This is a genomic window from Thermococcus celericrescens, from assembly GCF_001484195.1.
Lineage (GTDB): Archaea > Methanobacteriota_B > Thermococci > Thermococcales > Thermococcaceae > Thermococcus > Thermococcus celericrescens.
The window spans coordinates 1-25,172 of record NZ_LLYW01000008.1; the positions used below are offsets into that span (position 1 = coordinate 1).

Here is a 25,172-nt window from a genome sequence, read left to right on the forward strand (position 1 = left end):
CCAAAGTAGCCCCTCTGATACGATGCGCTGGGCAGGAACACGGCGGCATTGGCGGCTAGCCCCACGCCCAGTGCCACCAGCAGGAGAACCCCCACAAGGATGTAGCCCCTGATTTTCGTCACCATCGACATTCTACGGCTTTTATTCTTAAAACCCTTTCGAAACAGGCCCCCAAACAGAAAGCGGAGCCCCCACAGAGCCCCATTGATGTAAAATCTCCAACATACACCGCTCCACCACTGGAAAATCCGGAACCTGCTGACAGAGGTATTGGTCACTTTCCAAAGAAATTGGGGTTTCATGATCATAATAGTACGATGATAACAGCACACAAAAGAAAAGGGAGATGCAATCACAGGGCATAGTGCTCGGGGCGCCTGTCCCTGAAGACGTCGTTCATCTCGTTGAGCTTCTTGTTCCTCGCCATCCCGAGGTCTATCTCAACAACGGCGACCTCCTCCTCATCCTCACTCCCCATCGCCAGCACTTCGGCCTTCGGCGATGCTATCGTGCTCTTACCTATGAACCTCAATCCAAACTCCTCGCCGATCCTGTTGGCGGTTATCGTGTAGACACGGTTCTCCAGGGCCCGTATAGGCATCGCCCTGGGAGCGTAGGGCATCACCAGGTTGCTGGGGTGGGCTATGATGTCGGCCCCTTTGAGGGCGAGTGTTCTCGCGGACTCCGGAAAGAACCAGTCGAAGCATATCATAACGCCAACCTTTGCAATCCCGAGGTTGAAAACATGAAAGCCCAGATCCCCTGGCTCGAAGAAGAGCTTCTCACGGTAGAAGAGGTGAACCTTGCGGTATTTGCCTATGTAGCCGCTGCCTATTGGGCCGGTAACGACCGCGGAATTGTACAGCCTTCCCCTCTCGTCCTTCTCCGCGGTCCCCGCGACGATGAAGACACCAAGCTCTCTGGAGAGCTCCATGAGGAACTGGGTTGTGGGTCCGTCGGGTATCTGACCCGCGACTTCCAGAACCTCCTCCCTGCTTCTGAAGTTGTAGCCAGTGTCAAAGAGCTCCGGAAGGACTACGAGTTCCGCGCCTTCGTCGGCGGCGGCACGTATCAGCTCCTCTGCCCGGGAGTAGTTCGCCTCAGGTTCTAGAAAAACGGGTTCCATCTGAACGTAAGCCACCTTCATGCCATCACCGTTCGGTGTTGGGCTGAGAAGTTGATAAGGTTAGCGGATGGATTTCCAGGAAGCATACCACAGTAACAGGATGTAAATCACTCCAAACGGCACCAAAACATGATTGCGATATCAACAGCAACGCATACATGCCAACGCCTATTTTAGACTTCCTACTTGCCATAACAAGGACACAAGCCGGCGAGAAATTGAAGAACCGGAAACCCGCTCTCCCGTGCCATTTTCCCCGCTTACGGGTGTCCATGCACCTTTTTAGCCGTACGAAAAGTACCGACCCTTCCCCACGGAAAAGCTTAAAAAGGAACCTCCGGAGCTAACCCCTGAGAGAAACTCAGGGGTGATGATCATGAAGAGGCGCCCGAGGAAGTGGAAGAAGAAGGGAAGAATGAGGTGGAAGTGGATCAAGAAGAGGGTCAGGAGACTCAAGAGGCAGCGCAGGAAGGAGCGCGGACTCATCTGATGCTCCTCCTTTTCCTCACCGTTTTCGGTGGTCCCATGCACTCTTTTAAGGACTTCGAGAGCCTCTCACTGGAGATTGAGACCTCCTGCGGGAGGACGCTTCTTATAGCGGATCCTCACATAGGTTTCGAGCTGTCACGCGGGCTGAGGGTAAGAACGCGCTTCGAGGAGCACCTGGCGGAGTTCATCGCCGGAATGGATCCGGACTTTCTCATCATCCTCGGCGATCTGAAGGAGCCGATAGGCCTGAGCTTCACGATGAAACGCCTCCTTATGGGCTTTTTCTCGAGCCTCAGGGAAATCCCAACGGCCGTAACAAAGGGAAACCATGACGGGAAGATAGAGGAGGTCGCCGGGAAGTTCCCCCACGTCGAGGTGACCGACCACCTGCTGGTGGACGACAGGCTCTTCCTCCACGGCCACACCGGACTGCCTAGGGTAGAGTTCGAGGAGGCGTACCTCGGCCACATCCATCCCGCGTACACCCTCAAAAGGGGCGGTGTTTCGAGGAAGATAAAGGTCTTCGTCCGCTCCGGAAGGTTCCTCATACTGCCCACGATAAACCCGTTCATAGAGGGCTTCAACGTGGGGGACGGAATAAGAATGGTGCCGTTTCTGAAAGGGGTTGGCTCGGTGGAGCTGTTCCTCCCGGAGGGAATTTACCTGGGCAGGGTAAACCTCCGATGAGGGCGTTCCAAACATCGCGGGCAAAGTTTATAACCCATATGAAAATAATCCTTCATAGGTGGGAAAATGGACATATCAGGTGAGTGGGATGAGTGATGTCTACGAAAAGCTTGAGGCGCTGCTTCGTTCCCTTGGGGTCAAAAAGACTGAGCTGAGGATTTATCGGCTTCTGCTTGACAAGAAGGAGCCGATGAGGATAACCGAGATACAGAGGGAGCTCGGGATAAGCGAACGCTCGGTCAGGGAGCACGTGCTCAGCCTCTACCGGAGGGGCATTCTGAGGAGAACCCTCATCCAGCAGGGCTGGCTCGGCTACACGTACAGCGCCGTTTCCCCGAGCGAGGTCCTTGAAAACATCAAGCAGAGCCTCGTAAAGAGAATAAACGAGCTGGAGCAGGAGTTGAAAAGCGGCTCCAAATCCAGCAGGAACTAAGCCCGCTCCACGATTCCTACAGCCTCCAGGATTCCCACGAGCTTTTCCAGCTTTTCTTCATCGATTTCCCCGTACTCCTCCCTGAGCGCCTCAAAGGCCCGCTCCTTGGGAAGTAGTTCCGCGAGCATCAGCAGTTCATGGAGATGTACCAGAACCCGCCGGTCCCGGGTCAGCGAACCGAACTCCTCGGCGAGCTTTTCGTCGGCCTCTCTTATGAGGCGCTCCGACAGTAAGCCCCTGACCTTCCACGTCAGCCAGGGCTCCGGCTCAAACCTGTGGCCGCTCTCAATGCCCAGGAACCGCGAGTCCCTGGCGAGGCCCGTCATCACAAGGCGCTCAACCTCGTCCGTTTTTCTCTCCCTCGATAGCTCACCCAGGTATTTCATGGTGTATCCACGCGCAAAGCGCTGGAGCTCCTCCCCATCACCCTTCGCAAGGGCCAGGGCGGTCGCGAGGACGGCCCTCCCAATGACCTCAACGCTCTCCCTGCTGACCTTATCGATGGTGTCCCCGCTGGAGTGGTAGAAGCGGTCGGGCCAGGTTATGGGCATCGTTCCTGGGATTCCGAAGAAGTTGAAGACATCGTGGTCGCTGCCCATCTCGTACGGGAAGCTCTTCACTCTGAGCATGGGCAGCGGGCTCCCCGAGAAGCTTTTTCCGGCCTCGTTCGCCAGGTCGAGGTAGTACTCGAGGATCCCCGAGACCACCGAGAAACGGGAGACGGGTGTTCTCACCAGCATTATCGTCGAGCCGGCTCTGTCCGGACTGCCCGCCACCATGTCGAGGTTTATGGCCGCGTAGTACTTCCCCACGTCGGCGTGGCGCTCGATGAAGGCCTGCGTTCCGTAGTACTCCGGAACCCAGAGAAACGCGAAGCCAAAGCGGAATGAATCGTCGTAGAGGCGGGACAGAACACGCGCCAGCTCCATCAGCATCGCGCTTCCGCTCGCGTTGTCGTTCGCCCCCGGCTTCGGGTGGCAGATGTGGGCAGTGAACAGAAGGAACGGCGGCCTCCCAATCTCAGCGTAGAGGATCGGAAGGACCTGGCGCTCGTTTATCATCGTCTCAACCTCAATCCTCGCACTCACGCTCTCCCCCGAGTTCAGCTTTCCGATGATTTTCCTGGCCAGGGTCTCGGGGACGGCCACCGCGGGAATCTTGGCCCATTCAAGGTCGTCCTTTGTGAGGAAGAGCCCTATGTAGGGCACCTCTTCCCCGGTACCCTCACGGTAGGCTATGAAGCCGACCGCCCCCATCTCGTTGGCCCTGCGGTATGCCTCCCTCCACTCGCGTCCCACTAGAACTATCCTGCCCCGTGCTTTTTCCCAGTCCTCCTCCCGGGCAACGTGAACGACCTCACCCTCTGCACTCCCGCTAGGGGAATAGGCCATGACCACCAGGGGAGTGCCGGCTGTGGTCAGGGTCCTGCCAAGAACCTCAACGGCACCCCTAACGACGTCCCAGGCTATCGGCGACTTGAGCGTTAGATACCGGCTCTCGCCGTCGTAGGTCTCCTCGTAGAGGTTAGCGCCGATCCCCCAGATGCGGAGCTCCTCCAGTATGAAGCGGACCGCCTCAGGGAGCTCCTTCGAGCCCTGTATGCGGTGGAACTGGTTTATCTCAGCGATGTAGTGCAACACGTTGTTCGGATCAAAAACCTCGGCTTCCTTTAGGAAACGTCTCATTCCTTATCACCCAGATGGAGCATCTTGGGAGGTTTGACAAACCTCAGGCTGTCAAGCAGGTCGGGGGGCATGAGAATCCGTGTCGTTTCAATGAATCTGGCGAACTCAACGCGCATTGTTTCCTCTTCGGTGCGCTCTTCCTCCGGAGGGGCAGGCTTAAGGGGTTTTTCTTCCCGCTCACCCCCTATCCTGCCCTTCTCAATGAGACTTAAGTGTATCTCCTCCTCGCGTCTTTTGGCACCCTCAATCCTGCCCCTGCCATAGGCCTCCTTGACCAGCTGGTACACACCCAATTCCTCAGCGCGGGCGTACAGATCCTCCTTTGTGCTTCTGACCCATTCTGCCCAGTCACTGTGTCCTTTGTAACCCACGAAGTATCCGAACTCATAGGCCTCTTTCACGAGCCGTTTTGCATCCTGCTTTCCCATGGTACCACCTCAGAACGGGGCCTCCGGATAAACTCTGATGCCCTCCTCCGTAAAGCGTATTCTTTTCAGGTTGCTGTCGTGGGGAACTCCGCGCATTTTGAGAACCTGCAGTGCCCGCACCATCTGGAAATTGCGCATGAAGTGGTGGAGGACGATAACACCATCGGCGAGGTAGTACTCATCGGTATAGCTCTCGGAACTCATCATTTCGGAGGTTATAAGTGTCGTCACGTCGAGTTCATGCAGCTTGCGCATGAGCTTGCCCAGCGCCATCCTCTTGTTCTCTGGATCCACCACCGAGTACTCTAGGGAATTGAATGAATCTATGACAACCCGCTTCGCTTCCTCTTTGCGGATTATCTCCAGCAGGGACCTCAGGAGTTCGTCCCAGGCAAACTTCCTACCTGCCCCGAACAGGATTTGCCCAAAGTCATTGAAAACAATTTTTTTGGCCTGAACATGACCGAGCAGCCCAAAGTTGTAGCGGAGCATGTCCTGAGTTATCAGCTGGGGATTCTCAAACAGAGACACGAAGAGACCCTTCTCACCGTTTTTCACCCCACTCATCAAAAACTGGATACCCAGGGTTGTCTTACCGCTACCAGGGGGACCGACCACGAGGTAAACTCTTCCTGGAAGAAACCCTCCACCGATTAGATCATCCAGTCCAGGGACGCCGGATGAGGCCCTATCGAGGCTCTTAAGGAGCTCACCAACGTACATCGGACTCACCTCCCATTGGGTAATAAACGGAGGGTATATTTAAGCATGTGGGCAGCTAAATTGGAAAAAGAACAAACTCTTGCAACCGCCACAAGCTCAGCCCCACGTAACGTGCCGGTTAACGATGAAGCGGACGATGAAGGAAACCACTATACCGATGAGGTTCGCGACGAGGTAGTTCATGCCCAGATAGACAAGACCCGCGTAGATGATCCACTGGACAAGCGCGCCCGTGATGGCAGCGACGTGGAAGGTGGCGAGCCTCCTCCAGAGGGGCTTTCTCTTGAGGTCCCTGAAAGTCCAGAGGTCGTTCCAGGTGAAGTTGTTGAGTATCGCCAGCTCGGTCGCCGGGATGTTGGCGAGTATCTTGTCCCAGCCGAGGAAGTTCACAAAGGCCCACAGAAAGCCCTCGTTCACGACGACGCCTGAGAGGCCGACGAGGGTGAACTTGATGAGCCTGTCAAGCTCACCATCCCAGCGCATGAGCCGATAAACATGCTTGAGGTAGTTCACCATGGTCTTCGTTCCCAGTTTGCTCTCGCCGGCGTGCCTCAGGCCAAAGGTGAAGGGAACCTCCTTGACTTCCTTGTATCTACCTTTTATGAGAATCTCCATGAGTATTTTGAAGCCTATTGGATTGAGCTCGGTCCCCTCAACAACCTCCCTTCTGAGGGCGAAAAAGCCGCTCACCGGGTCCTTGACGTCCCGTATCTTTGGAAGCGCCAGGCGGCCTATCATTATCGCGCCCTTCGATATGAGCTTCCTGTACCAGTACCAGTTCTTAACGCCGCCGCCAGGAACGTATCTGCTCGCTATGGCAACGTCGGCTCCTTTTTCAATGGCGTTCAAGAGTTCCGGAATAACCTCTGGAGGGTGCTGCAGGTCAGCGTCCATAACGACGAAGATGTCGCCGGCAGCTTCTCTGAAGCCCCTGATAACCGCGGAGGAGAGCCCCTTTTTCTCAGTCCTACGGATAACCTTAACTGGGTACTTCTCCGCCAGGCTCTCGGCGAACTCCCATGTCCCATCGGGAGAGTCGTCGTCAACGACGATGATTTCGTAGTCGTGGCCCTTCAGGGCCCCGTCTATCCTTTCAAAAAGCTCCGCAAGGTTGTCTCTCTCATTGTACGTCGGGATGATTACAGAAACCTTCACCGCCCTTCCCTCCGGTGCACCTGAATACATCCGTAAACTTTATAAACACTGCGAAGTCCTTAAGAGCGGGCAGTGGGGCCGTGGGGTAGCTTGGCCTATCCTTCCGGCTTCGGGAGCCGGGGACCCGAGTTCGAATCTCGGCGGCCCCACCATAGGAAACTTTTCTGGCGAAAAGTTTCATCAAAATTTGTAGCTCCCTCCCGAAGTGCAAGTTCATGAGTGGTTTCTCTTTGAATAAGCGCCTAAATGTTAGAACACGCAAGATGGCTTCTCGTGAATAGGTTTGGCTTGAATTAGACGCGGGCGTCAAAAGAAAGCAAACCCATTCTAAAGAGCTCCTGTAATTTGTTCTCACAAAGGAAGGCCCTAATCTGGAAAACCAGCTGTAATGACGCCTTTAGTGATGGGCTACGAACTTTTAGTGAAGCTTTTCGGACGCACGCTCCAGCTACCGGCGACAACAGGAGAACCAAAACAGGGCGGGCAGAAAAGAAAACTTCAGCGCTCGAGCCTCTTGACGCCTTCCCTCGTGCCGACGAGGACTATGTCAGCTATGTCCGCAAAGATGCCGTTCTCCACGACACCGGGGATGTTGTTGAGCTCTATCTCCAGGTCAAGCGGGTCGTCTATGCGGTGGAACCTGGCGTCGAGGATGAAGTTGCCGTTGTCTGTAACAACCGGCCCGTCCTTCTTGCTCGCCATCCTCAGCTCGGCGGTGGCGTTGAAGACCTCTATCTCCTCGGCTATGGCGCGCCATGCAGCCGGGATGACCTCGATGGGAACTGGAACCTTCTGACCGAGCCTCTCGACGAGCTTGCTCTCGTCAACGAGGACGAGGAAAGTCCCTGCCCGGTACTCGATTATCTTCTCCATGGTGAGCGCCGCACCGCGTCCTTTGATGAGGTTGAGGTAAGGGTCAACCTCGTCGGCGCCATCGACGGCTATATCAATCGCATCGACCTCGTCCAGGCCGACAACGGGTACGCCATTCTCGAGGGCCAGGAGCCTCGCCTGATACGAAGTCGGGACGCCGTAGACGTCCTCAAGCTCCTCCTCCATGATGAGCTTGCCGAGGTACTCGATGAAGTAGGCCGTGGTCGAGCCGGTGCCGAGGCCGACTATCATGTCGTCCTCGATGAACTTCAGCGCCTCCCTCGCGACGGACCTTTTGAGTTCCTCCATAGGATCACCCCACGGAAGTCAGGTTACAGGTCACGGTGGCGTTCCCGTTCACCACCATCTTGTACAGCAGGCTCTGATTGGAGTAACACTGCGGGGTAAAGCTGATCATGAGTGAATAGCTGAGCATCGTGAAGTAGAGCCAGAACAGCGCCCAGCCCCAGAATGCCTTCTTGAGCACTGCCCGCTCATCGGGTATCTCAGGCGGCAGTCCCTTGATGACCGCGAGCACGAACCTGTCGATGACGAAGTACAGGGCCAGGCCTATGAGCCACCCGTACTGTATCTTTGCCGCGGCCACTCCGCTGATTAATCCCGTTATGATCCCCCATAGATAAACTGTGAGTGAAAATTTATGCTCGATAGCCAGTTTCACATTCTTCACCTACGACTAGCTTTTAAAAGGGGCTTTAAAACCTTTCTACCCCAGGGTCTCAAGGAACCCCCTGCCCCTCTCCGTCAGCCCGTAATAGACCCGTCTCCCCCTTCTGTGGGTCTCCTCGATAAGCCCCATGCTCTCGAGCTCGCGCAGGTGCTGGTAAACGGCCTGGTACTTGAGCGGCTTCTCCAGTGCCTCCCATATCTCATAGCCGTACATGCTCCTCCCGCTCAGCAGCTTCAGTATCTCGAACTTGGTTCCCCCGACGCTGAACTTCTCCCTGCTCTCAGAGTAATGCCCCTTGAGGCCCGAACTTGTCACTATAAGGGCTATCCTGTCGTCACGTTCGAAATAATTCTCCTCCGCCAGTTTGAGGAGTGCCGGGACGATAACCGAAGAGGCGTACTCCGCGAATATCCCCTCCCCTGCAAGGAGCCGCTGCCCCAGGTCAAGCTCGTCCTCGCCGACGAGAACCGCCGTTCCCCCACTGGCGTGTATAGCCTTCAGGGCGAGCTCTTTCATGACGGGACTCTTCACGTACAGGGCCAGGGCCTTCGTGGGCTCGGCCTTCGGTTCTGTCCCGAGAACCTCGCTCGCTATGGGGGAACACTTCTCGGCCTGAACAGTGATCAGCTTCGGCATCTCGTCAACCGCACCCACCTCGATGAGCTCCACGAAGCCTTTGTAGATGCTGTAGAGGTTGCTGCCGCTTCCAGTCGGGACTATCACGTGCGTCGGATTCAAATCCTCCCAGAGCTCGAAGGCGAGCGTCTTCTGCCCCTCCAGACCGACGAGATTGCTCTCCGGGGTGACGTTGTAGAGTCCCTTGCCCTCCGCGAGCCCCTCCGCGTAGCTTATGCTCTCGTCCACGCTCTCCCCGTATCGTATGATCTTCGCCCCGAGGGCTACTATCTGATTGAGCTTGCCCTGCTCCACGAGCTTCGGCACGACGGTGTAGGCAGGTCTGCCAGCCCTTGCGGCATACGCGGCAAGAGATGCAGCCGCGTTCCCATTGCTTGCCACCACAAAGCCGTTTTCTGCGTGGGGCATGCCATGGGAGACGGCAACAGTCGCGAGCCGGTCCCTGAAGGAGCCAGTGGGGTTCCTGGTCTCGTCCTTGATGAAGACGTTGAGCCCAAGCTCGCGGCCGAGTTTGGCCCTTATGAGGGGCGTGCCCCCCTCCCGAAGGCTCACGACCTCAGGGACGTCCGGCAGAAGCTCCCTGTATCTCCAGACGCCGGGTTCACGGTTCCGCCACCTGGACGGATCAACTTTCTCGTAATCGTAGGATATCTCCAGACGCTCCCCGCAGGAGCACCTGGGGGGAATAAGGGAAGAATAGAGGCGCCCGCAGCTAGGACAGCGGACCTTCATTTTCACCACTTCTCAATCCGGGCTGTCACTTGAGCCTTATGGCGTCGAGGTTGTTGGGGGCCCTCGTTGAGAGGCCGAACTTCTTGTGTATGCTCGTGCTGAGGTCGAGGCACTTGTGGGCCTCGCCGTGGACGGTTATGACGCGCTCCGGCCTGGGCCTGAGCCTCGCGATGTAGCTTATGAGCTCCCTCCTGTCGGCGTGACCGGAGAAGCCGTCTATGGTGTGAACCTCCATGTTGACGTTGACTACCTCCGTCTTTCCGCCCTCTCCGACGAGCGGTATCTCACGGAGGCCGCGCTGCACCTGCCTTCCGAGGGTTCCCTCCGCCTGGTAACTCACGAAGACCATGCTGTTCTTTGGATCCGAGGCGAGCTGCTTGAAGTACTCGACGCTCGGTCCGCCGACGAGCATGCCCGAGGTGGCTATGATTATGGCCGGCTCGCCGGAGTCTATGATGTCCTGCCTCTCGCGTGAGTTGGCTACGCTCTTGAATATCGGATTGAGGAACGGGTTGTAGCCCTCGTGGAATATCTGCTCGCGCAGGTGCCTGCTGAGGTACTCCGGATAGGCAGTGTGTATGGCAGTCGCCTCCCATATCATGCCGTCCAGGTAAATCGGAACCTCAAGGCCGCCTATCCTGGCGTACTCCTCGAGTACCATCATTATCTCCTGCGCCCTACCGACGGCCATGGCCGGAATGAGCACCTTTCCGCCGCGCCTGATGGTCTGGTGGATGACCTCTATGAGCCTCTTCTCCGCCTCCTCCCTGGGCATCTGGTAGTCGTTGCTTCCACCGTAGGTGGACTCCATGACGAGGGTCTCAAGGCGCGGGAACCTGCTGACGGCCGGCTCGAAGAGCCTAGTCGGGATGAACTTGAAGTCGCCGGTTATGGCTATGTTGTGGAGCCCATTGCCTATGTGGAGGTGCACTATGGACGATCCGAGGATGTGGCCAGCGTTGTGAAGGGTAAGCCTCATGTCCGGGGCTATGTCGCGGACCTCACCGTAGTCGAGGGTTATCGTGTGCTTTATGACCTCTTTGATGTCCCTCGGTCTGTAGAGGGGCTCGACACCGTTCATCTTTTGAATCTCGATGAAGTCCTGCTGGAGAAGAACCATCAAATCCCGGGTCGGGGGAGTCGTGTATATCGGCCCGTCGAAGAGCTTGTAGCGGAAGAGGTAGGGCAGCATTCCGCTGTGGTCAAGGTGGGCGTGGGTTATGATGATGGCATCCAGGAGACCCGCGTCGAGGACGTAGCGGAACTCCGGGGCCTCGAAGTGCGGGAAGGCCTTCTTGGGATCGCGGAGGGCAGCTATGTTGACACCGAAGTCGACCAGAACGTAGCTCTCGTTGGTCTGGACAAGGAGGGCGCTTCTTCCGACCTCACGGAAGCCTCCCAGACCGGTTATGCGTATCCAATCGCTCTTGACCTCCGGCTTGCGGTATATGTTCCTGCCCGCCTGGCGGAGGAACTTCCTCCTGTCCTTCGCCTCCGCCTGGAGTATCTGCCTTATCGAGTAGATGGTCTGGCTCTGGAGCGGAGGGGTTCTGACGACCCTCGGCGCCCAGTGAACCTTCTGGGTTATGAGCCTCAGGGTTTCGCCGTTCTTCCCGATAACCAGACCCGGCTTCTTGGCCTCTATGATGACCTCACCGACGGACGGGTCGAAGCTTATGTTGGTTATCTCCGCCTCGGCGGGAACCAGGGCCTTTATCATGTCCTCCGCCTTTTCTGGCGGGAGGAGAACATCCGGGTCGGGGCGGACGCTTATGCGCTTTTTAAGAACCTTGGCGAGGTTCTTTATCAGCTCCCCGTCCCGCATTATGGCCTCCGGGTTCCTGACGTATATGACCAGCTCGGGACCCTCGAACTCAACGTCGGTTATCCTCGCCTCAGGCGGAACCATCTGGCTTATTACAGCTTTTATATCGCGTAGTATATCCTCGACGAAGGTCTCTCTTCTTATCACCGGTATCACCTCATTCCAGAAGACCCTTTATTTCCTCCTCGCTCCATTCTTTGTATCCTTCATCCGTGACGGTAACGAGGGTAACGCCGCCGCCCGTAAAAACGTCCCTTCTGGTGGCGGCTTTTATTGCCTTGAGCGCGAGCTTAACGCCCTCTTCCAGCGTCATCTCCTCCTTAAACTCCGCCTCAAGTATCGAGAAGGCGAACTCCATACCCGAACCGGCGGCCGTGAACCTGTCCTCGGTAACCCCGCCGGCCATGTCCACCGAATAAAGCCCGGGCTTTCCGGTGTGGCCCGCTATGAGAAACCACCCAAAGTACGGCATGAACCTGCTCCCGTGAAGGATGTTAGAAGTCAGTGTTGCGAGGGCCTTAACACTCATCTCCTTTCCTACCTTGGCTCTGTAGAGCTTGGCCTCGGCCCTCAGAAGCCTGACGAGGCTGAGAATGTCGCCGACGCTACCGGCACCGGCCAGGACCAGGTGGTCGTCTATCCAGAAGACCTTGGTAACGTTCTCTGAGAGCACCATGTTGCCCAGCGATGCCCTTCTGTCCGCTGCCAGGACTACGCCGTCCTTACATACAATGCCGACCGTAGTCGTCCCCTTTAGCTTTTCAGTCAATTACAACACCCCTGCTGGTATGTTTTTAGAACAGAAGAACCCCTACAACGCCACTTTAGGGGAATAGTATTTAAAGGTTTCGTCCAAAATGGCCTTTTAGATGCAGTGGGGTGGTGAAATGAAAGAGATAATACTCCTAACCGGGCCGCCTCTCAACGGGCGTGACGAGTACATAACCGAGGCGCTGAAGCTCGCCGACGGGGAGAGCTACGCCTACTACCACGTCTTCGACTACATCAGGGAGGTCGGAAAGGAGCTGGGCGTCAAGATAACGAGGAAGAACGTTCTCGACTTCGCCATAAGCCACCAGGATTTGATGAACGAGATACGGGACGAGGCTTTCAATAGAATAAGAAAGGAGATAGACGAAAGCGGGGAAAAGTTCCATCTCGTTTCAACGCCGAGCCTCTTCCGCTGGGGAAGCGGAAGCGTCATCGGGTTCACGACCAGCAATCTAAAGCTTCTGCGGCCGAACCGCGTGATAATAGTCCTCGACGACGTCCTCTCGGTCAGGAGGCGCATCATCAACGACCCGGAGTGGTTCGAGCGCTTCGGCGAGAATCCCGAGAACATAAAGCTGACGACCCTCGTCATGTGGCGCGAGGATGCCATAAACCACGTCAAGACTCTCGTGCACGAGCTTAAGAAGGAAGGAATGGAGGTTCGCTACGTCCTCCAGTTCGGCATAAGGCATCCACCTGAAGTTTTCATTGACCTGCTGTTCCATGAGGACGAGAAGCCCCTCGTCTATCTCAGCTACCCAATGACGGGCCACGAGGAGGAGTACTACCACAGGGTTAGAGACTTCTACGACAAACTGAGCGGGCACTTCACGGTTCTCGATCCCGGGGCACTGGACGACTGGTGGGTGGTCGCCGAGTACGACGCCCAGGTCAACAGAGACCCCTCAATAACGCGCATCAGAATCAAACACCTCCTAGACGGCGAACAGGTAGAGGAGCTTGACAGGGGGGATATAGAGCAGGCCACGGACATACTGAGGCGCCAGCTCGTCGAGAGGGACTTCAACCTCGTTGATGTGAGCAAGGCCATAGCTGTGTACCACTATGCCGAAGGAATATCTGCCGGTGTCATCAGCGAGATGGCCGAGGCGTACAGGACGCTGGCGGCGATATACCTCTACTATCCGTTCGAGCGCCGCCCAAGCCCGTTCATGGAGTTCTATGGCATGCAGAATCCATCGAGGAGGACAATGTTCAGGGACGAGGATGAAATGGTAAGGGCAATGGTGGAAGAAAAAGAGTACTGGGCGAAGGTGTGAGGGAATGGAGAACGGGAAAGAGGACGGGCTCGAAATCGAGCTCATAGGCTTTCGCACCTTCCTTCACGAATTTTTGAGGGTCCTCTACTACGTGAAAAGCATTCTCCTTGGCCTCTTTACAATGATAGTGGTTTTCGGGGTAGTGCTCTCCTTCCAGGAATCCCTGAGCATCGGCAACGGAATTTACTTCGCCTTCATCTCTGCCTTCACCGTCGGTTACGGGGACATAACCCCTACAACACCGATATCAAAGCTCCTCTGTGCCCTCGTGCTACCCATACTGGGCATGATAATAACGGGAATAATGGTCGCGGCCGCGATGCAGGCGATATCGAGGCTCTATCAGGAGAGGGGCAAAAGGCTCTAGAACCGTTTCTCTATTTCTTCAGACGGGCAGAAACGAAGAGAAAAGGGGAAGAAATCACTTCTTCACCCATCCGCGCCACTTCATGGCGTCGTAGACCCTCTGGACGGCAACGACGTAGGCGGCGTCACGCATGTTGATGTTCTTGTCCTTGTGGGTGTTGTAGACGTCCCAGAAGGCCTTGGTCATCTTCTTGTCGAGCTTGGCCCTGGTGGTCTCGGTGTCCCAGTAGTCGCCGGTTATGTTCTGGACCCACTCGAAGTAGCTGACGGTAACACCACCGGCGTTACAGAGGAAGTCGGGTATGACGAGGACGCCCTTCTCGTGGAGGATCTCGTCGGCCTCCGGGGTGGTCGGGCCGTTGGCGAGCTCGGCGACGATCTTGGCCTTGACATTGTCGGCGTTGTCCTTGGTGATGACACCCTCGATGGCGCTCGGGGCGAGGACGTCGACCTCGAGCTCGAGGAGCTCCTCGTTGGTGATGTTGGTGGCTCCCGGGAAGTCCTTAACTGAGCCGTTCTTCTTCTTCCACTCGAGGATCTCATCGGCGTTGAGGCCGTCCGGGTTGTAGATGCCGCCCCTGCTGTCGCTGACGGCGACGACCTTCATGCCGTACTCCTCGCTCATGATCTTGGCCATGTAGTAGCCGGCGTTACCGTAACCCTGGATGGCGATGGTCTTGTCCTTGAGGTCCATGCCGAGGGCCTTGGCAGCCTCGCGGACGGTGAAGGCAGCACCCCTGGCGGTGGCGTCCATCCTCGCGACGATACCACCAACTCCGGGCGGCTTACCGGTGATGATACCGAAGCTCGGAACCTTCCTCCTGCTGATGGCCTCGTACTCGTCCATCATCCATGCCATGATCTGCGGGTTGGTGTAAACGTCAGGAGCCGGAATGTCGGTGTACGGGCTGATGACGTCGTAGATGGCCCTTATGTAGTTCCTGGCGAGCCTCTCCTTCTCCCTCTCGCTGAGCTCCTTCGGGTTGACGATGATACCACCCTTACCGCCACCGTAGGGGAGATCAACAACCGCTACCTTCCAGGTCATCCAGGTGGCGAGGGCCTTAACGGTGCTGAGGGTCTCGGCCGGGTGCCACCTTATACCACCCTTGGTCGGACCGCGGGCCCAGTTGTGCTGAACGCGGAAACCGGTGAAAACCTTAACAGAACCGTCGTCCATCTCGAGCGGGACGCTGACCTCAACAATCCTCATGGGCTTCTTGAGCCACTCGAGGGCCTCTTCGCTTATGTCCATGAACTGGGCAGCCCTCTCGAGCTGCTGAACGGCCATCTCAAACGGGTCAATCTCGACCATCTTTACCACCTCGGGTTTCGGTAATTTGCGAGGTACTCTTAGGCATTTGCATATATAAACCTTTCGATAAAGGAGGCAGAAGAACGGTTAATTTCAAACAAAAAGTTATGTACGGAAATTTTCGACGAAAAGAAAAACCCTCCCGAAATCTTCGGGCAAAAAGAGGGATGTACATCCAAGATTTTCTATACATTGGAGAACACAAAACTGCATCAATGAACCCAAAACAGAACCCACCAAACCTCAGAACGATTCGGATGCGGCGCCCTCAGCGAGAAGTCGGTCATCACCCATCAGCTCACTCTTGTTCCAATCATCGGGCACCATCCCAGGGGTAGCATCACGAGGTTAAATACTTGATGGAAATGCACCGAAAATGAATTTGTCATTCTGTAGTATCTGGACACTATAATTGCCATAATGCCAAAGCCGAAATTAAGGTTTTTTCAACACATTAAAGAAATGACGAGAAAGGAACTGCCACAGTTTAACGCTTGAGTAAATCGTCTTTTGTCGAAAAAAACTATTAGAAAGCTTTTTATAGAATGCCTTGCCTTATACATAATGCCCCAAAACCATACACAGGGGTTTCATGATCCGGACATTTAAGAACGGGGGTGAATATTGTGGAACAACAGAGGGATCAATGGGCAACTAAGATTGGTTTGATTTTAGCAATGGCTGGAAACGCCGTCGGTCTGGGCAACTTCGTGAGGTTTCCAACGCAGGTTGCCCAGAACGGTGGCGGAGCCTTTATGGTGCCGTACTTTATAGCTCTGTTCTTCCTAGGAATACCAGTGATGTGGATTGAATGGGTCGCCGGTCGCTACGGTGGAAAGTATGGTCACGGTACCCTCGGTCCCACGTACTACCTCATGGCCAGGGAGCGCGTCAAACCAAAGAGCGCACTGTGGTGGGGAGTTATCAGCGGAATGCTGGCCTTTTCACTGACTGTTCTCCTGAACAGCTACTACCTCCACCTCATCGGCTGGTCCGCGGCTTACTCCTACTTCAGCGCCACGGGCGCCTACTTCGGCCAGAACACCGGAGAGTTCTTCGGCAACTACCTCGGCAACCACGCCCAGGTTATGCTGTTCTGGGGCATAACCGTTATCCTCCTCGCCATAGCCGTCGGACAGGGCGTCAGCAAGGGTATCGAGCGCTGGGTTAAGGTCATGATGCCGCTCCTCTACGTCTTCGCCATCATAATGGTCGGCTACGTGTTCGTCCTCGGCTCACCAATAGACCCCAACTGGAGCACCATTGACGGATTCAGGTTCATCTGGAGCCCCAACTGGGCGTACCTCAAGGACCACTTCGCGACGGTCATGCTGGCGGCCACGGGACAGATATTCTTCACCCTCTCGCTCGGTATGGGTATCATCCAGAACTACGCCAGCTACCTCGGTCCTGATGACGACGTCGCCCTCAGCGGTCTCGCAACGGTTTCCCTGAACGAGTTCGCGGAGGTCGTCCTCGGTGGTTCACTCGCCGTCCCGCTGGCGACCGCCTACGCCCCCAAGATCGTGCCGCCCGAGGTTCTTGCCCAGGGTAAGAACGAGGCCCTCGCGTGGATAGGCCAGAAGTTCGGCCTTGGATTCTCCTACACCAGCCTGCCCAACGTCTTCGTCAGCATGGGTGACATAGGAAAGCTCTTCGGAGCAATGTGGTTCCTCCTCCTCTGGTTCGCGGGCTTCACCTCAGCCATAGCCATGTACAACTACCTCACCGCCCTCCTCGAGGAGGACCTCAACATCAAGAGAAAGGTCGGAACCTGGGTAGTGCTCGTGCTCTACTTCATCGCGGGCCTTCCTGTGGTGTACATCAGCGGCTACCTCGACCAGGTTGACGCATGGGTCAGCTTCCAGCTGACGCTGCTGGCGCTCTTCGACATCATAGTGGCGGTGTACCTCTTCAAGCCCGACAACTTCTGGAAGGAGCTGCACCAGGGAGCGTACATGAAAGTTCCCGGATGGTACAAGCCGATACTGCTCTACATAGCCCCAATACTCCTGCTGATACCGCTGATAGGATCCGCCCAGAGCCTCGTCGGAGCAACCCTTGAGTGGCCGGCCAGACTGGCAATAATCTTCATGTGGATCATTGGTGCAGTGGAGAGCTACTACTCCATCAAGCGCAAGTACAGCGAGGAAATCGAGAAGAACGAGATTATCATAAGGGTCTGAGGTGATCGCAATGGAAAGCTGGATAATCTACATGCTGATAGCGTGGCTGGCAATATTCGCCATGATGGGCTGGAGCATCAACAAGCTACTCAAGGCGGAAAGAGGGGAAGTGTCTTAAACCCTTTTTCTTTCTCATTTTGGGGGGGTACAGGTGAAAAGCGAAAAGATACTTCTTGAAACGGCCGACGTTCTCGAATCAACCCTCGAAAAGATCGAGAGGCTCGGCAGCTTAAGTGAAAAGGAGAAGACGAAAGTCAAGAAATCCCTGGAGGAGGCCGCGGGGAACTTCCGGGAGGTCGCCTCCAAGGTCGAGAAGGACAACGAGGAGCTGGCCGAGTTCTTCTTCAAAAAAGCCAAGGAGCTCAAATTGATGAGCACTGACAAGGCCATAGAGAAGGAGGGCAAAAAGAACTACCTGAAAGCGGTGAACAAGATCCTCCTGTATTCCAGGTCGGCCGAGTACGACTTCGTCCCCAAGAAGCTCGTCGAGCTGAAGAGGGCATACCGGAAATACATCTTTGGAATGACGTCGTTCTTCATCCTGACCGGGGCATATCTCAATCAGTTCTTCGCTATAACAGCGCTCATCCTGGCCATCCCGATAATCCTGTCGATGCTCTCCCTTCAGCGGAGGGGCTACACCGGACTCCTGCTGGCCTACGCCTCGGCCCCAATTCCCCTGGTTGTGGGTTTCAACGCGATAGTCTATTCCCTGGGTGCCCTGCGCGACCCCAACCAGGTAAGCACCATAGCGGAGCACCTGGGGAAGAGCGTATCCTTCGCGCAGGGATATCTGATATTCCTCGTCCTCCTCTCGGCGGTGGAGGTATACCTGATAGCCATCTCCCTCGTCGAACTCTACAGGAACAGGTACGCGTTCCTGTGAAAAAGAAGCCCTCAGTAGAGGGCTTCGTTGCCCTTCTCCCCCGTTCTTATCCTGATCGCGTCCTCCACAGGGAGGATGAATATCTTCCCGTCGCCGGGTGTTCCGCTCCTCGCGTTCCTGATGATGACGTCGACCACCTTCTCCAGATCTCTGTCCTTCACGATGATCTCGATCTTCATCTTCGGAAGGAGGTCGTACGGCGGAACGCCTCCCTGAACGCCCCTTCCCTGCACGGGATAAGCGGTCAGGGGCACGATGCCGACCTGCTTGAGGGCGTTCTTCACGCGGTCGAAATCATTTCCCCTAATAATCGCCTCAACTTTTTTCATAGCAACCACATAGATAGTTTGTTAAAACTCCAGAAAAGGCTTTCGAAACGAAACAAACGGGGAATTCAGGAAATCTGGGCCAAAAACTTCCTCAGCTTTTTAGGCGAAATGCGCGTTTTTCTGGCCAGCTCCTCAATCTCAGCTCCTTTGAGGTCTTCGACGCTATGAATACCAGCCCGCTGAAGCTTTGCCAGCGTTTTTGGCCCGATGCCCTTTATCCGCAGGAGGTCGCTCTCGACCTTGCCGGGTTTTCTCTTCTCCCGCGTCCGGAGCTTTCTGGATTTGTCCGAGCTGGGCCTCTTTACCTTTCTGGGGGGCTTAACTGCTATCTCCTTGACGACCTCTGTGGCGTAGGCCCTCTCCGGAAGCTCCTCCCTCGGCCGTTCAACCGGCTCTTCGCCCCTTTCGGGCGGAACCTCGGGCGGTTCAACGTATTCCTGAACCTCAGGGGGACTTTCGCTCACGTAGCTTGCAACCACCACAGGTTTGAATGGATTGTCGCGCCGCTCAAGCTCCTCGAGGAACTCAACGTCGAAGTCTCCGGTTTTGACGTACCTCACCAGCTCGTTGGCCAGCCTGTGGAAGTCCCTGCTGTGCACCAGAATCCGCCTCTTTCCGTACTCCCTCGCCTGGCCTGTCGTTATGAGAAATTGCCAGTCGCTAGCTTCGAGTATCAGCAACTCCCTCGCAAGCTGTTCAAGGATTCTATCGGCGGTTCTGTCCCTCCCGTAGTACGCACTCGCCAGCGCTACCATTCTCTCCTCGGCGCTGTAGACGTGTCCCCACGTCCACTCAGTCTCCTCGTTCCACCAGGTCGAGTGGTCTGCATTGGCCCCCCACGAACCCTCTGGGAGTTCAATCTCATACCTCTCGCCGGTGTAGTTGTCAAGATAGGAGGAGAGCGTTGTGGTGACTATTCCCCCTTCCGCCATCAATTCAAGAACCCTGCCGAGCCATTTGACTCCCTCGAACCACCAGTGACCGAAGAGCTCCGTGTCGTAGGGCGAAACGATTATGCCCCTCTCCCCGAACTTCTCCTCGTATCCCCGGAGAAGCTCGCCCACCAGCCAGACGAAGTGCCTGGCGTGCTCCTCAACCCGCTCCATGGCCCTCTCCGGGTCGTAGAACTCTTTCTCGCCGAGGTCAACGTTTTTGCCCGTCACGCGCCAGTACTGGCCGCCGCTCTTTTCGGCCTTCCTGTGGAACTCCCTGTACCAGAAGTCACCGGGATAGCCGTAGTGCGCGCTCCAGACCTGGTGGCCGGTTTCTCTGTTGCGGGCGAAAACAGCCACCCGAGAACCCTTGATCCAGTACGGCCTCAGCGTGCTCTTCTCCCCCTCGTAGAGCGGAATCTCGCCGTAGCCCTTTGTCACCGGGCCCTCATCGATCAGGTTGCTCTCCACGAAGAAGTACTCGATGCCGAACTCCTCCAGGAACTTCTCCATGCCATGTCTCTCAACCTTCCTCCCGTCCGGCAGCTCCCACTCCCCCGCCGGCCGGTAGGCGCATTCAGGCAGCCATATCCCCATCGGTCTCCTGCCGAAGTGCTTCTCGTAGGTCGCTATGCCATTGGCAAGCTGGGCCCTTATCGCCTCGTCCCTCCCGAGGAGCGGGAGGTAGCCGTGCGTTGCCGCGGAGGTTATCACCTCGATGTATCCCGCATCCTGGAACTCGCGGAACTTTCCTACGATGTCACCGTTTATGGCCTCCCAGTAGTCATAGACCTTCCTGAAGTGGTCGAGGGAGGCTTTAACGGCCCTTTCGTCATACTTGCCCGATTTCAGGTCTTCCTCCGTGGTCTCAATCTTCCGGGTTAGGTACCTCTCGAACTCGGCCTTGATGTAGTCGTCGGCCAGCTGCTCGGCCAGAACTGGGGTTATGTTGATCACGAGCTGGAACCTCACCCCGGAGGAGCGGAGGCGCTCAAACTCCATAAGAAGAGGCAGGTAAGTTTCGCTCATGGCCTCATAGAGCCATTCCTCACCGAATGGCCATTTGCCGTGCTTCCGAACGTAAGGGAGGTGGGTGTGGAGGACGAATGTGAAATAGCCTTTCACTCTGTATCACCTGGAGTGTTATTGCACTCGGAGTATTTAACCTTATCCGGAACAGAACTGAGCCCGTGGACAATTGCGAACACCGGTTAGGTTTAAAGGGGAAAGGGACAATCCGGAAGGGGTGAGAGGATGAAGGAAGAGATGAGCAGCGTTGATATCCGTTACATCGTGAGGGAACTGCAGTCCCTCGTTGGCTCTCGCGTTGACAAGAGTTACCACGACGGCGACGAGATTAGGATAAAGCTCAGGACGAAGGAGGGGAGGCAGGATTTAATCCTCCAGGCTGGGAAGCGCTTCCATGTGACGACGTACGTTAAGGAGGCGCCGAAGCAGCCGTCGAGCTTCACCATGCTCCTCAGGAAGCACCTCAGCGGCGGGTTCATAGACGCGATAGAGCAGCACGGCTTCGACAGGATAGTGAAGATTCGCGTTGGGGACCACACCCTCATCGGCGAGCTCTTCCGGAGGGGAAACGTGATACTCGTGGACGGGGAGAACAAAATCGTTGCGGCGTTACGCTACGAGGAGTACAAGGACAGAAGGATAATGCCGAAGGCGGAATACCAGTATCCCCCCGCCAGGGAGAACCCGCTCGAGGTAACTCGGGAGAGGTTCATCGAGCTGATGAGGGAGAATGAAGAGCTCGAGCTCGTGCGCGCCCTGGCGAGGAAGCTCAACATGGGCGGAATGTACGCGGAAGAGATTTCAACAAGAGCGGGCTTCGACAAGACGACCCCCGTTAAGGAGCTGAGCGACGACGACCTGCTGAGGGTCTACGAGGCGATGATGAACACATTCAACGATGAACCGAGGCCCAACATAGTCTTCAAGGACGGAAACATGCACGACGTCGTTCCGATAGAGCTGAGAATCTACGAGGGGTTCGAGAAGCGCTATTTTAACACCTTCAGCGAGGCCCTCGACGAGTACTTTGGAAAGATAACCCTTGAGAAGGCAAGGATTGAGCAGACGAAGAGGCTCGAAGCCAAGAAGAGGCAGCTCCTCATGACGCTCAGGAAGCAGGAGGAGATGCTCAAGGGCTTCGAGGAGGGGGCGAAGGCCAACCAGGAGATAGGAGACCTGATCTACGCGAACTACGCCCTCATAGAGAGGCTTTTGGAGGAGTTCAGGAAGGCCACGGAGACCCTCGGCTGGGAGGAGTTCAAGAAGCGCATCGAGGAGGGCAAGAAGGCCGGCAACAGGGTCGCGCTCATGGTGAAGGGAACCGACCCGAAGGAAAAGGCTGTGACGATAGAGCTTGAGGGAAAGAAGGTCCGGCTGTACCTCAACAGGAGCATAGGCGAGAACGCCGAGCTCTACTACGAGAAGGCCAAGAAGTTCAGGCACAAGCACGAGGGAGCGCTTAAGGCCTACGAGGACACGAAGAGGAAGCTGGACGAGACAGAGAGGCTCATCGAGGAGGAGCTCAAGAAGGAACTCAGCGTTAAGAGGATAGAGAGGAGAAAGAGGAAGTGGTTCGAGAAGTTCCGCTGGTTCGTTTCGAGCGAGGGCTTCCTCGTTCTGGGGGGTAAGGACGCTGGCACCAACGAGATTCTCATAAAGAGGCACATGGACGGGAACGACCTCTACTGCCACGCCGACGTTTACGGCGCCCCTCACGTCGTCATCAAGGATGGCCAGAAGGCCGGAGAAAAGACCATCTTCGAGGCCTGCCAGTTCGCGGTTTCGATGAGCAAGGCATGGAGCAGGGGCGTTTACAGTGAAGACGCCTACTGGGCGCATCCGAACCAGGTCACCAAGCAGACACCCAGCGGCGAGTACCTGGGCAAGGGGGCCTTCATGGTCTACGGCAAGAGGAACTGGCTCCACGGGCTTCCGCTCAAGCTCGCCGTCGGTATAATCAACTACGAGGGCGAGGACTTCGTCGTCTGCGCCCCGGTTGATGCCATAAAAGCCCACACGAATAGATACATCGTGATCCGCCCCGGCCCACTCAGGAAGAGCGAGCTGGTGAAGAGGATAAAACACATCCTCGAAAAGTGGGGCTACAAGGTTAGGGAGGAGGACGTCATGTCCGCCCTGCCGCCGGGGAACGGCGATGTGGTCGAGGTTATGGGCTAGAGGTACTTGCCTCCGCCAAGAACAAATCCTGCCACGAAGCCGCCGAGTCCCAGAAGGTAGCCATCTCCGATTATACCCACGAATCCCCCGCCGTACATGTACCACGCCACGGTGGTGAAGAGGAACATCCCGACCAGCCCAATGCCCGGACCGAGCCTCCCACCGAGTATTCCAAAAAAAGACGCCCAGGAGCACAAGGAACAGCCCCGCGAAGAAGACCACGAAGGTTAGTATCGAGCCCGTGCTAGCAGGGTTGAGCCACCAGAAGACGCCCTCAAAGCCATGGGGGGTGGTCAGGACCTGATCGAAGATCGCGATGAACATCATTTCCCCAGAGGGAGGCTTGAGCCAGGGGAGAACAAAGGAAAGGATGACGATCAGAGACGTCAGAAAGCTCAATATCCTCATCCAGAAGCCCCTATTTAAACCAGCTCCTTCCCTGTCCCCGTCATCACCAGCTTGCCGTGCTTTACACCCTTGAGGCTCAGCAGCCTGTCCGCTATCTCCTTTATCCTGTTGGCCTTACCCTTAACTATGATGACTTCCAGGCAGTTGTGCTCGTCCATGTGGACGTGAATGCTGGAGATTATCTCGCTCAGGTAGTCGTGCTGGAGGTCGAGGAGCTCCTTGACCACCTCTGCCTCATCGTGGTTGTAGAGCATGGTTATCGTGCCGGCGACCTCACCCTCACCCTGTTCCCACTCGTACCGGACTATGAAGTCCCTCATCATGTCCCTTATTGCCTCGCTCCTGTTCACGTAGCCCTTCTCCTCGATTATACGGTCGAACCTTTCGAGCAGCTCGTCGGGAACGGAGACGCCAAAGCGAGTGATCTTCATGACACCACCGTAATTCCTTTGGACGTCATCGTTAAAAACGTGACGCGAAACCCTTTTATTCGGGCCCGAGAAAGTAGCCACATGACGATAGAGGAACTCTACGCAATAGCCCAGAGGGAGCTGGCCAAGGACCTGGTGTTCGAGATCGAGGAGGAGCCCGTGACGGTTTCAATCAGGGGCGTCCTTCTCGCGAGGACCGACTCGAAGGGCTACAACTTCTCCTTCTTCGAGCTGAGCGAGAACGAATTCGTCCTCGCCGTCCAGATGAAGGGCTTCGTGGTGTACCTCGGCATGGAGGCGGACGAGGAGATAGACGAAGACGCCTACCCCGAGCTCGTTAAAATCCTCCTCGGGCAGCTGACACCAGCCATAGCCCTCCTGATAACGAGGGCGGAGAAAGAGTATCCCGGCAGGGCGGACCTGCTCATGGACGATGAGATGGGGCCCGACCTCAAGGAGTTCTTCTACGGGCTCCTGGTGAAGCACCGGCAGGGAAAGCCGATCTATGAGCAGACCGAAGTGGCCTAGCTGAGGAGCTCCACAAGGACGAGAGTGGCGAGCATGATGGCCAGCACCAGCATCGTCCTCTTCGTGTATAGCTTCGCAGCCCTCCTCTCGTAGTAGCTCCTGGGGGAGACGTTTAGGACGTAGAGTCCGAGGAGAGAGCCGCTGAGAAGACCGAGGACGTTCTCAACGGTGAGGGCAAGAGAGCCGGCAAAAACATCCCACCAGCCCATCGCGAGGGATATCCCGATAACCGTCGTCGGAGGAACCAGTGCGGCCGCAATTGAAACCCCCGCCAGAATCTCGGGAATTCTGCTCACTATGGCAACTATTCCGGCGTAGCCGAGGATTATCGCGAGGAGTATGTAAACCAGTCCCGACTGGCCCCTCAACAGTATCTCGTGGGTCGGCTCCGCCGGCATCGAGCCAGCAAGATTGAGGATCAAGGACACCACAAGGGCCGAGAGGAATATAACGCCGAGGAGTTTGAGAATGGAGGAAACCGCGTCGAGGGCATCCCTGCCCTTGCCCATGACGATGTTGAGGGAGAATCCGTAGAGCGGGCCGAGAATCGGCGAGAGGAGCATGGCCGAGATTATCATCACTATGCTGTCGTTGATGAGGCCGAAGAGGGCTATAATCGAGGCAACGGCACCGAGGGTGAGCTGAATCGGGTCGACTTGGGCCTGGTTGTTGGCGTTCTCGATGAGCCCCTCTATGGCCGCCAGGGTCCAGTGGCGCTTGAACTTTTTAAGAGACTTTACCGAGTTGGCGTATTTCACGGACTTCCCGCTGACGGGTGCCCAGGTTATCGATGAATGCCCCTTCCGAAGGTCAACTGCCTTCATCAGCTCGTCGACGACGTCGTTAATCACGAAATCCGGCACGAGAACGGTGAATTTGAGCGCCCGGTGCTCGTTGCTCTGCACTTCCTCGGCGTAGAACTGAAGGCTCCACTTGGTCAGAACATTCCTGACCTTCTCACCCTCACCCTCGTCGCAGTAGATTTCCAGCCGGAGCATGGCCCATCGGAGGGACTACGGGCCCGGCACTAATAACCCTTGTGGAAACACT

General features: G+C 56.2%; 24 protein-coding genes and 1 tRNA gene. 9 read left to right on the forward strand and 16 right to left on the reverse strand.

Going from position 1 to position 25,172, the window contains the following annotated elements; genetic code table 11:
• Positions 1–352: 352 nt before the first annotated feature.
• A complete protein-coding gene (locus tag APY94_RS02515; protein ID WP_058938145.1) occupies positions 353–1,147 on the reverse strand; it encodes a nitrilase in 795 nt (264 codons plus the stop codon).
• Between the two features lie 504 nt (positions 1,148–1,651).
• On the opposite strand from APY94_RS02515, the gene APY94_RS02525 reads away from it, so the two are divergent.
• Positions 1,652–2,302, forward strand: coding sequence for a metallophosphoesterase (locus tag APY94_RS02525; protein WP_058938146.1), 651 nt, complete (start codon positions 1,652–1,654; stop codon positions 2,300–2,302).
• Positions 2,303–2,390: 88 nt separating this feature from the next.
• Positions 2,391–2,735, forward strand: a complete 345-nt coding sequence (locus APY94_RS02530; RefSeq protein WP_058938147.1) for a transcriptional regulator — start codon at positions 2,391–2,393, stop codon at positions 2,733–2,735.
• On the opposite strand, the gene APY94_RS02535 is transcribed toward APY94_RS02530, so the two are convergent.
• The 4 genes from APY94_RS02535 to APY94_RS02550 form a co-directional block, all read right to left on the reverse strand.
• Positions 2,732–4,420, reverse strand: a complete 1,689-nt coding sequence (locus APY94_RS02535) for a DUF4910 domain-containing protein (RefSeq protein ID WP_058938148.1) — start codon at positions 4,418–4,420, stop codon at positions 2,732–2,734. The two genes, APY94_RS02530 and APY94_RS02535, sit on opposite strands and share 4 nt — an antisense overlap.
• On the reverse strand, positions 4,417–4,848 hold the full coding sequence (locus tag APY94_RS02540; protein WP_058938149.1) for a hypothetical protein: 432 nt from the start codon (positions 4,846–4,848) through the stop codon (positions 4,417–4,419). Before APY94_RS02540 ends, APY94_RS02535 begins: the two co-directional genes overlap by 4 nt.
• 9 nt (positions 4,849–4,857) lie before the next feature.
• Positions 4,858–5,571 carry an RAD55 family ATPase gene (locus APY94_RS02545; RefSeq protein WP_058938150.1) on the reverse strand — a complete coding sequence of 238 codons (714 nt, stop codon included), beginning with the start codon at positions 5,569–5,571 and terminating at the stop codon, positions 4,858–4,860.
• A gap of 96 nt (positions 5,572–5,667) precedes the next feature.
• Positions 5,668–6,756 carry a glycosyltransferase gene (locus APY94_RS02550; RefSeq protein WP_245610390.1) on the reverse strand — a complete coding sequence of 363 codons (1,089 nt, stop codon included), beginning with the start codon at positions 6,754–6,756 and terminating at the stop codon, positions 5,668–5,670.
• 44 nt (positions 6,757–6,800) lie between these two features.
• On the opposite strand from APY94_RS02550, the gene APY94_RS02555 reads away from it, so the two are divergent.
• A tRNA-Pro gene (locus APY94_RS02555) sits at positions 6,801–6,878 on the forward strand.
• 346 nt (positions 6,879–7,224) lie between these two features.
• Here the strand turns inward: APY94_RS02555 and rpiA are convergent.
• From rpiA to psmB, 5 genes are read right to left on the reverse strand one after another with little or no spacing between them, the layout of a single operon-like run.
• Entirely contained in the window at positions 7,225–7,908 is a 684-nt protein-coding gene (rpiA, locus tag APY94_RS02560; RefSeq protein ID WP_058938152.1) for a ribose-5-phosphate isomerase RpiA, read from the reverse strand.
• A 4-nt stretch (positions 7,909–7,912) separates the two neighbouring features.
• Complete coding sequence (locus APY94_RS02565) at positions 7,913–8,290, reverse strand: hypothetical protein (RefSeq protein ID WP_342667057.1); 378 nt, start codon at positions 8,288–8,290, stop codon at positions 7,913–7,915.
• Between the two features lie 36 nt (positions 8,291–8,326).
• Positions 8,327–9,658 (reverse strand): pyridoxal-phosphate dependent enzyme, encoded by a 1,332-nt coding sequence (locus tag APY94_RS02570; RefSeq protein ID WP_058938154.1) that lies wholly within the window; start codon positions 9,656–9,658, stop codon positions 8,327–8,329.
• A gap of 25 nt (positions 9,659–9,683) precedes the next feature.
• Positions 9,684–11,630: a beta-CASP ribonuclease aCPSF1 gene (locus APY94_RS02575; protein WP_058938155.1), complete on the reverse strand. Its 1,947-nt coding sequence runs from the start codon at positions 11,628–11,630 to the stop codon at positions 9,684–9,686.
• A gap of 10 nt (positions 11,631–11,640) precedes the next feature.
• Positions 11,641–12,252, reverse strand: coding sequence for an archaeal proteasome endopeptidase complex subunit beta (gene psmB / locus APY94_RS02580; RefSeq protein ID WP_058938156.1), 612 nt, complete (start codon positions 12,250–12,252; stop codon positions 11,641–11,643).
• 118 nt (positions 12,253–12,370) lie between these two features.
• Here psmB and APY94_RS02585 point away from each other — a divergent pair, with 118 nt between their 5' ends.
• Both APY94_RS02585 and APY94_RS02590 read left to right on the forward strand, forming a co-directional pair.
• Positions 12,371–13,534, forward strand: a complete 1,164-nt coding sequence (locus tag APY94_RS02585; protein WP_058938157.1) for a hypothetical protein — start codon at positions 12,371–12,373, stop codon at positions 13,532–13,534.
• 4 nt (positions 13,535–13,538) lie between these two features.
• The gene (locus APY94_RS02590) at positions 13,539–13,901 is read left to right on the forward strand and encodes a potassium channel family protein (RefSeq protein WP_058938158.1); all 363 of its coding nucleotides are present in this window, start codon (positions 13,539–13,541) and stop codon (positions 13,899–13,901) included.
• Positions 13,902–13,955: 54 nt separating this feature from the next.
• Here APY94_RS02590 and gdhA read toward each other — a convergent pair whose 3' ends face one another.
• Positions 13,956–15,215 carry a glutamate dehydrogenase gene (gdhA, locus tag APY94_RS02595; RefSeq protein ID WP_058938159.1) on the reverse strand — a complete coding sequence of 420 codons (1,260 nt, stop codon included), beginning with the start codon at positions 15,213–15,215 and terminating at the stop codon, positions 13,956–13,958.
• Between the two features lie 626 nt (positions 15,216–15,841).
• Here gdhA and APY94_RS02600 point away from each other — a divergent pair.
• Complete coding sequence (locus APY94_RS02600; protein WP_083500596.1) at positions 15,842–17,401, forward strand: sodium-dependent transporter; 1,560 nt, start codon at positions 15,842–15,844, stop codon at positions 17,399–17,401.
• Positions 17,402–17,552: 151 nt separating this feature from the next.
• On the forward strand, positions 17,553–18,287 hold the full coding sequence (locus APY94_RS02605; RefSeq protein WP_058938161.1) for a hypothetical protein: 735 nt from the start codon (positions 17,553–17,555) through the stop codon (positions 18,285–18,287).
• Between the two features lie 11 nt (positions 18,288–18,298).
• On the opposite strand, the gene APY94_RS02610 is transcribed toward APY94_RS02605, so the two are convergent.
• Both APY94_RS02610 and APY94_RS02615 read right to left on the reverse strand, forming a co-directional pair.
• On the reverse strand, positions 18,299–18,616 hold the full coding sequence (locus APY94_RS02610) for a P-II family nitrogen regulator (protein ID WP_058938162.1): 318 nt from the start codon (positions 18,614–18,616) through the stop codon (positions 18,299–18,301).
• A 65-nt stretch (positions 18,617–18,681) separates the two neighbouring features.
• Entirely contained in the window at positions 18,682–20,673 is a 1,992-nt protein-coding gene (locus tag APY94_RS02615) for a 1,4-alpha-glucan branching protein (RefSeq protein ID WP_058938163.1), read from the reverse strand.
• Positions 20,674–20,802: 129 nt separating this feature from the next.
• Here APY94_RS02615 and rqcH point away from each other — a divergent pair, with 129 nt between their 5' ends.
• Positions 20,803–22,755: a ribosome rescue protein RqcH gene (rqcH, locus tag APY94_RS02620; protein ID WP_058938164.1), complete on the forward strand. Its 1,953-nt coding sequence runs from the start codon at positions 20,803–20,805 to the stop codon at positions 22,753–22,755.
• Here the strand turns inward: rqcH and APY94_RS13595 are convergent.
• Positions 22,752–22,952, reverse strand: coding sequence for a hypothetical protein (locus APY94_RS13595; RefSeq protein ID WP_245610391.1), 201 nt, complete (start codon positions 22,950–22,952; stop codon positions 22,752–22,754). The genes rqcH and APY94_RS13595 overlap by 4 nt on opposite strands.
• A gap of 225 nt (positions 22,953–23,177) precedes the next feature.
• Positions 23,178–23,594, reverse strand: coding sequence for a nickel-responsive transcriptional regulator NikR (gene nikR / locus APY94_RS02630; RefSeq protein WP_058938165.1), 417 nt, complete (start codon positions 23,592–23,594; stop codon positions 23,178–23,180).
• An 81-nt stretch (positions 23,595–23,675) separates the two neighbouring features.
• On the opposite strand from nikR, the gene APY94_RS02635 reads away from it, so the two are divergent.
• Positions 23,676–24,122, forward strand: coding sequence for a hypothetical protein (locus APY94_RS02635; RefSeq protein ID WP_058938166.1), 447 nt, complete (start codon positions 23,676–23,678; stop codon positions 24,120–24,122).
• On the opposite strand, the gene APY94_RS02640 is transcribed toward APY94_RS02635, so the two are convergent.
• A complete protein-coding gene (locus APY94_RS02640) occupies positions 24,119–25,120 on the reverse strand; it encodes a TIGR00341 family protein (RefSeq protein WP_058938167.1) in 1,002 nt (333 codons plus the stop codon). The genes APY94_RS02635 and APY94_RS02640 overlap by 4 nt on opposite strands.
• Positions 25,121–25,172 lie beyond the last annotated feature (52 nt).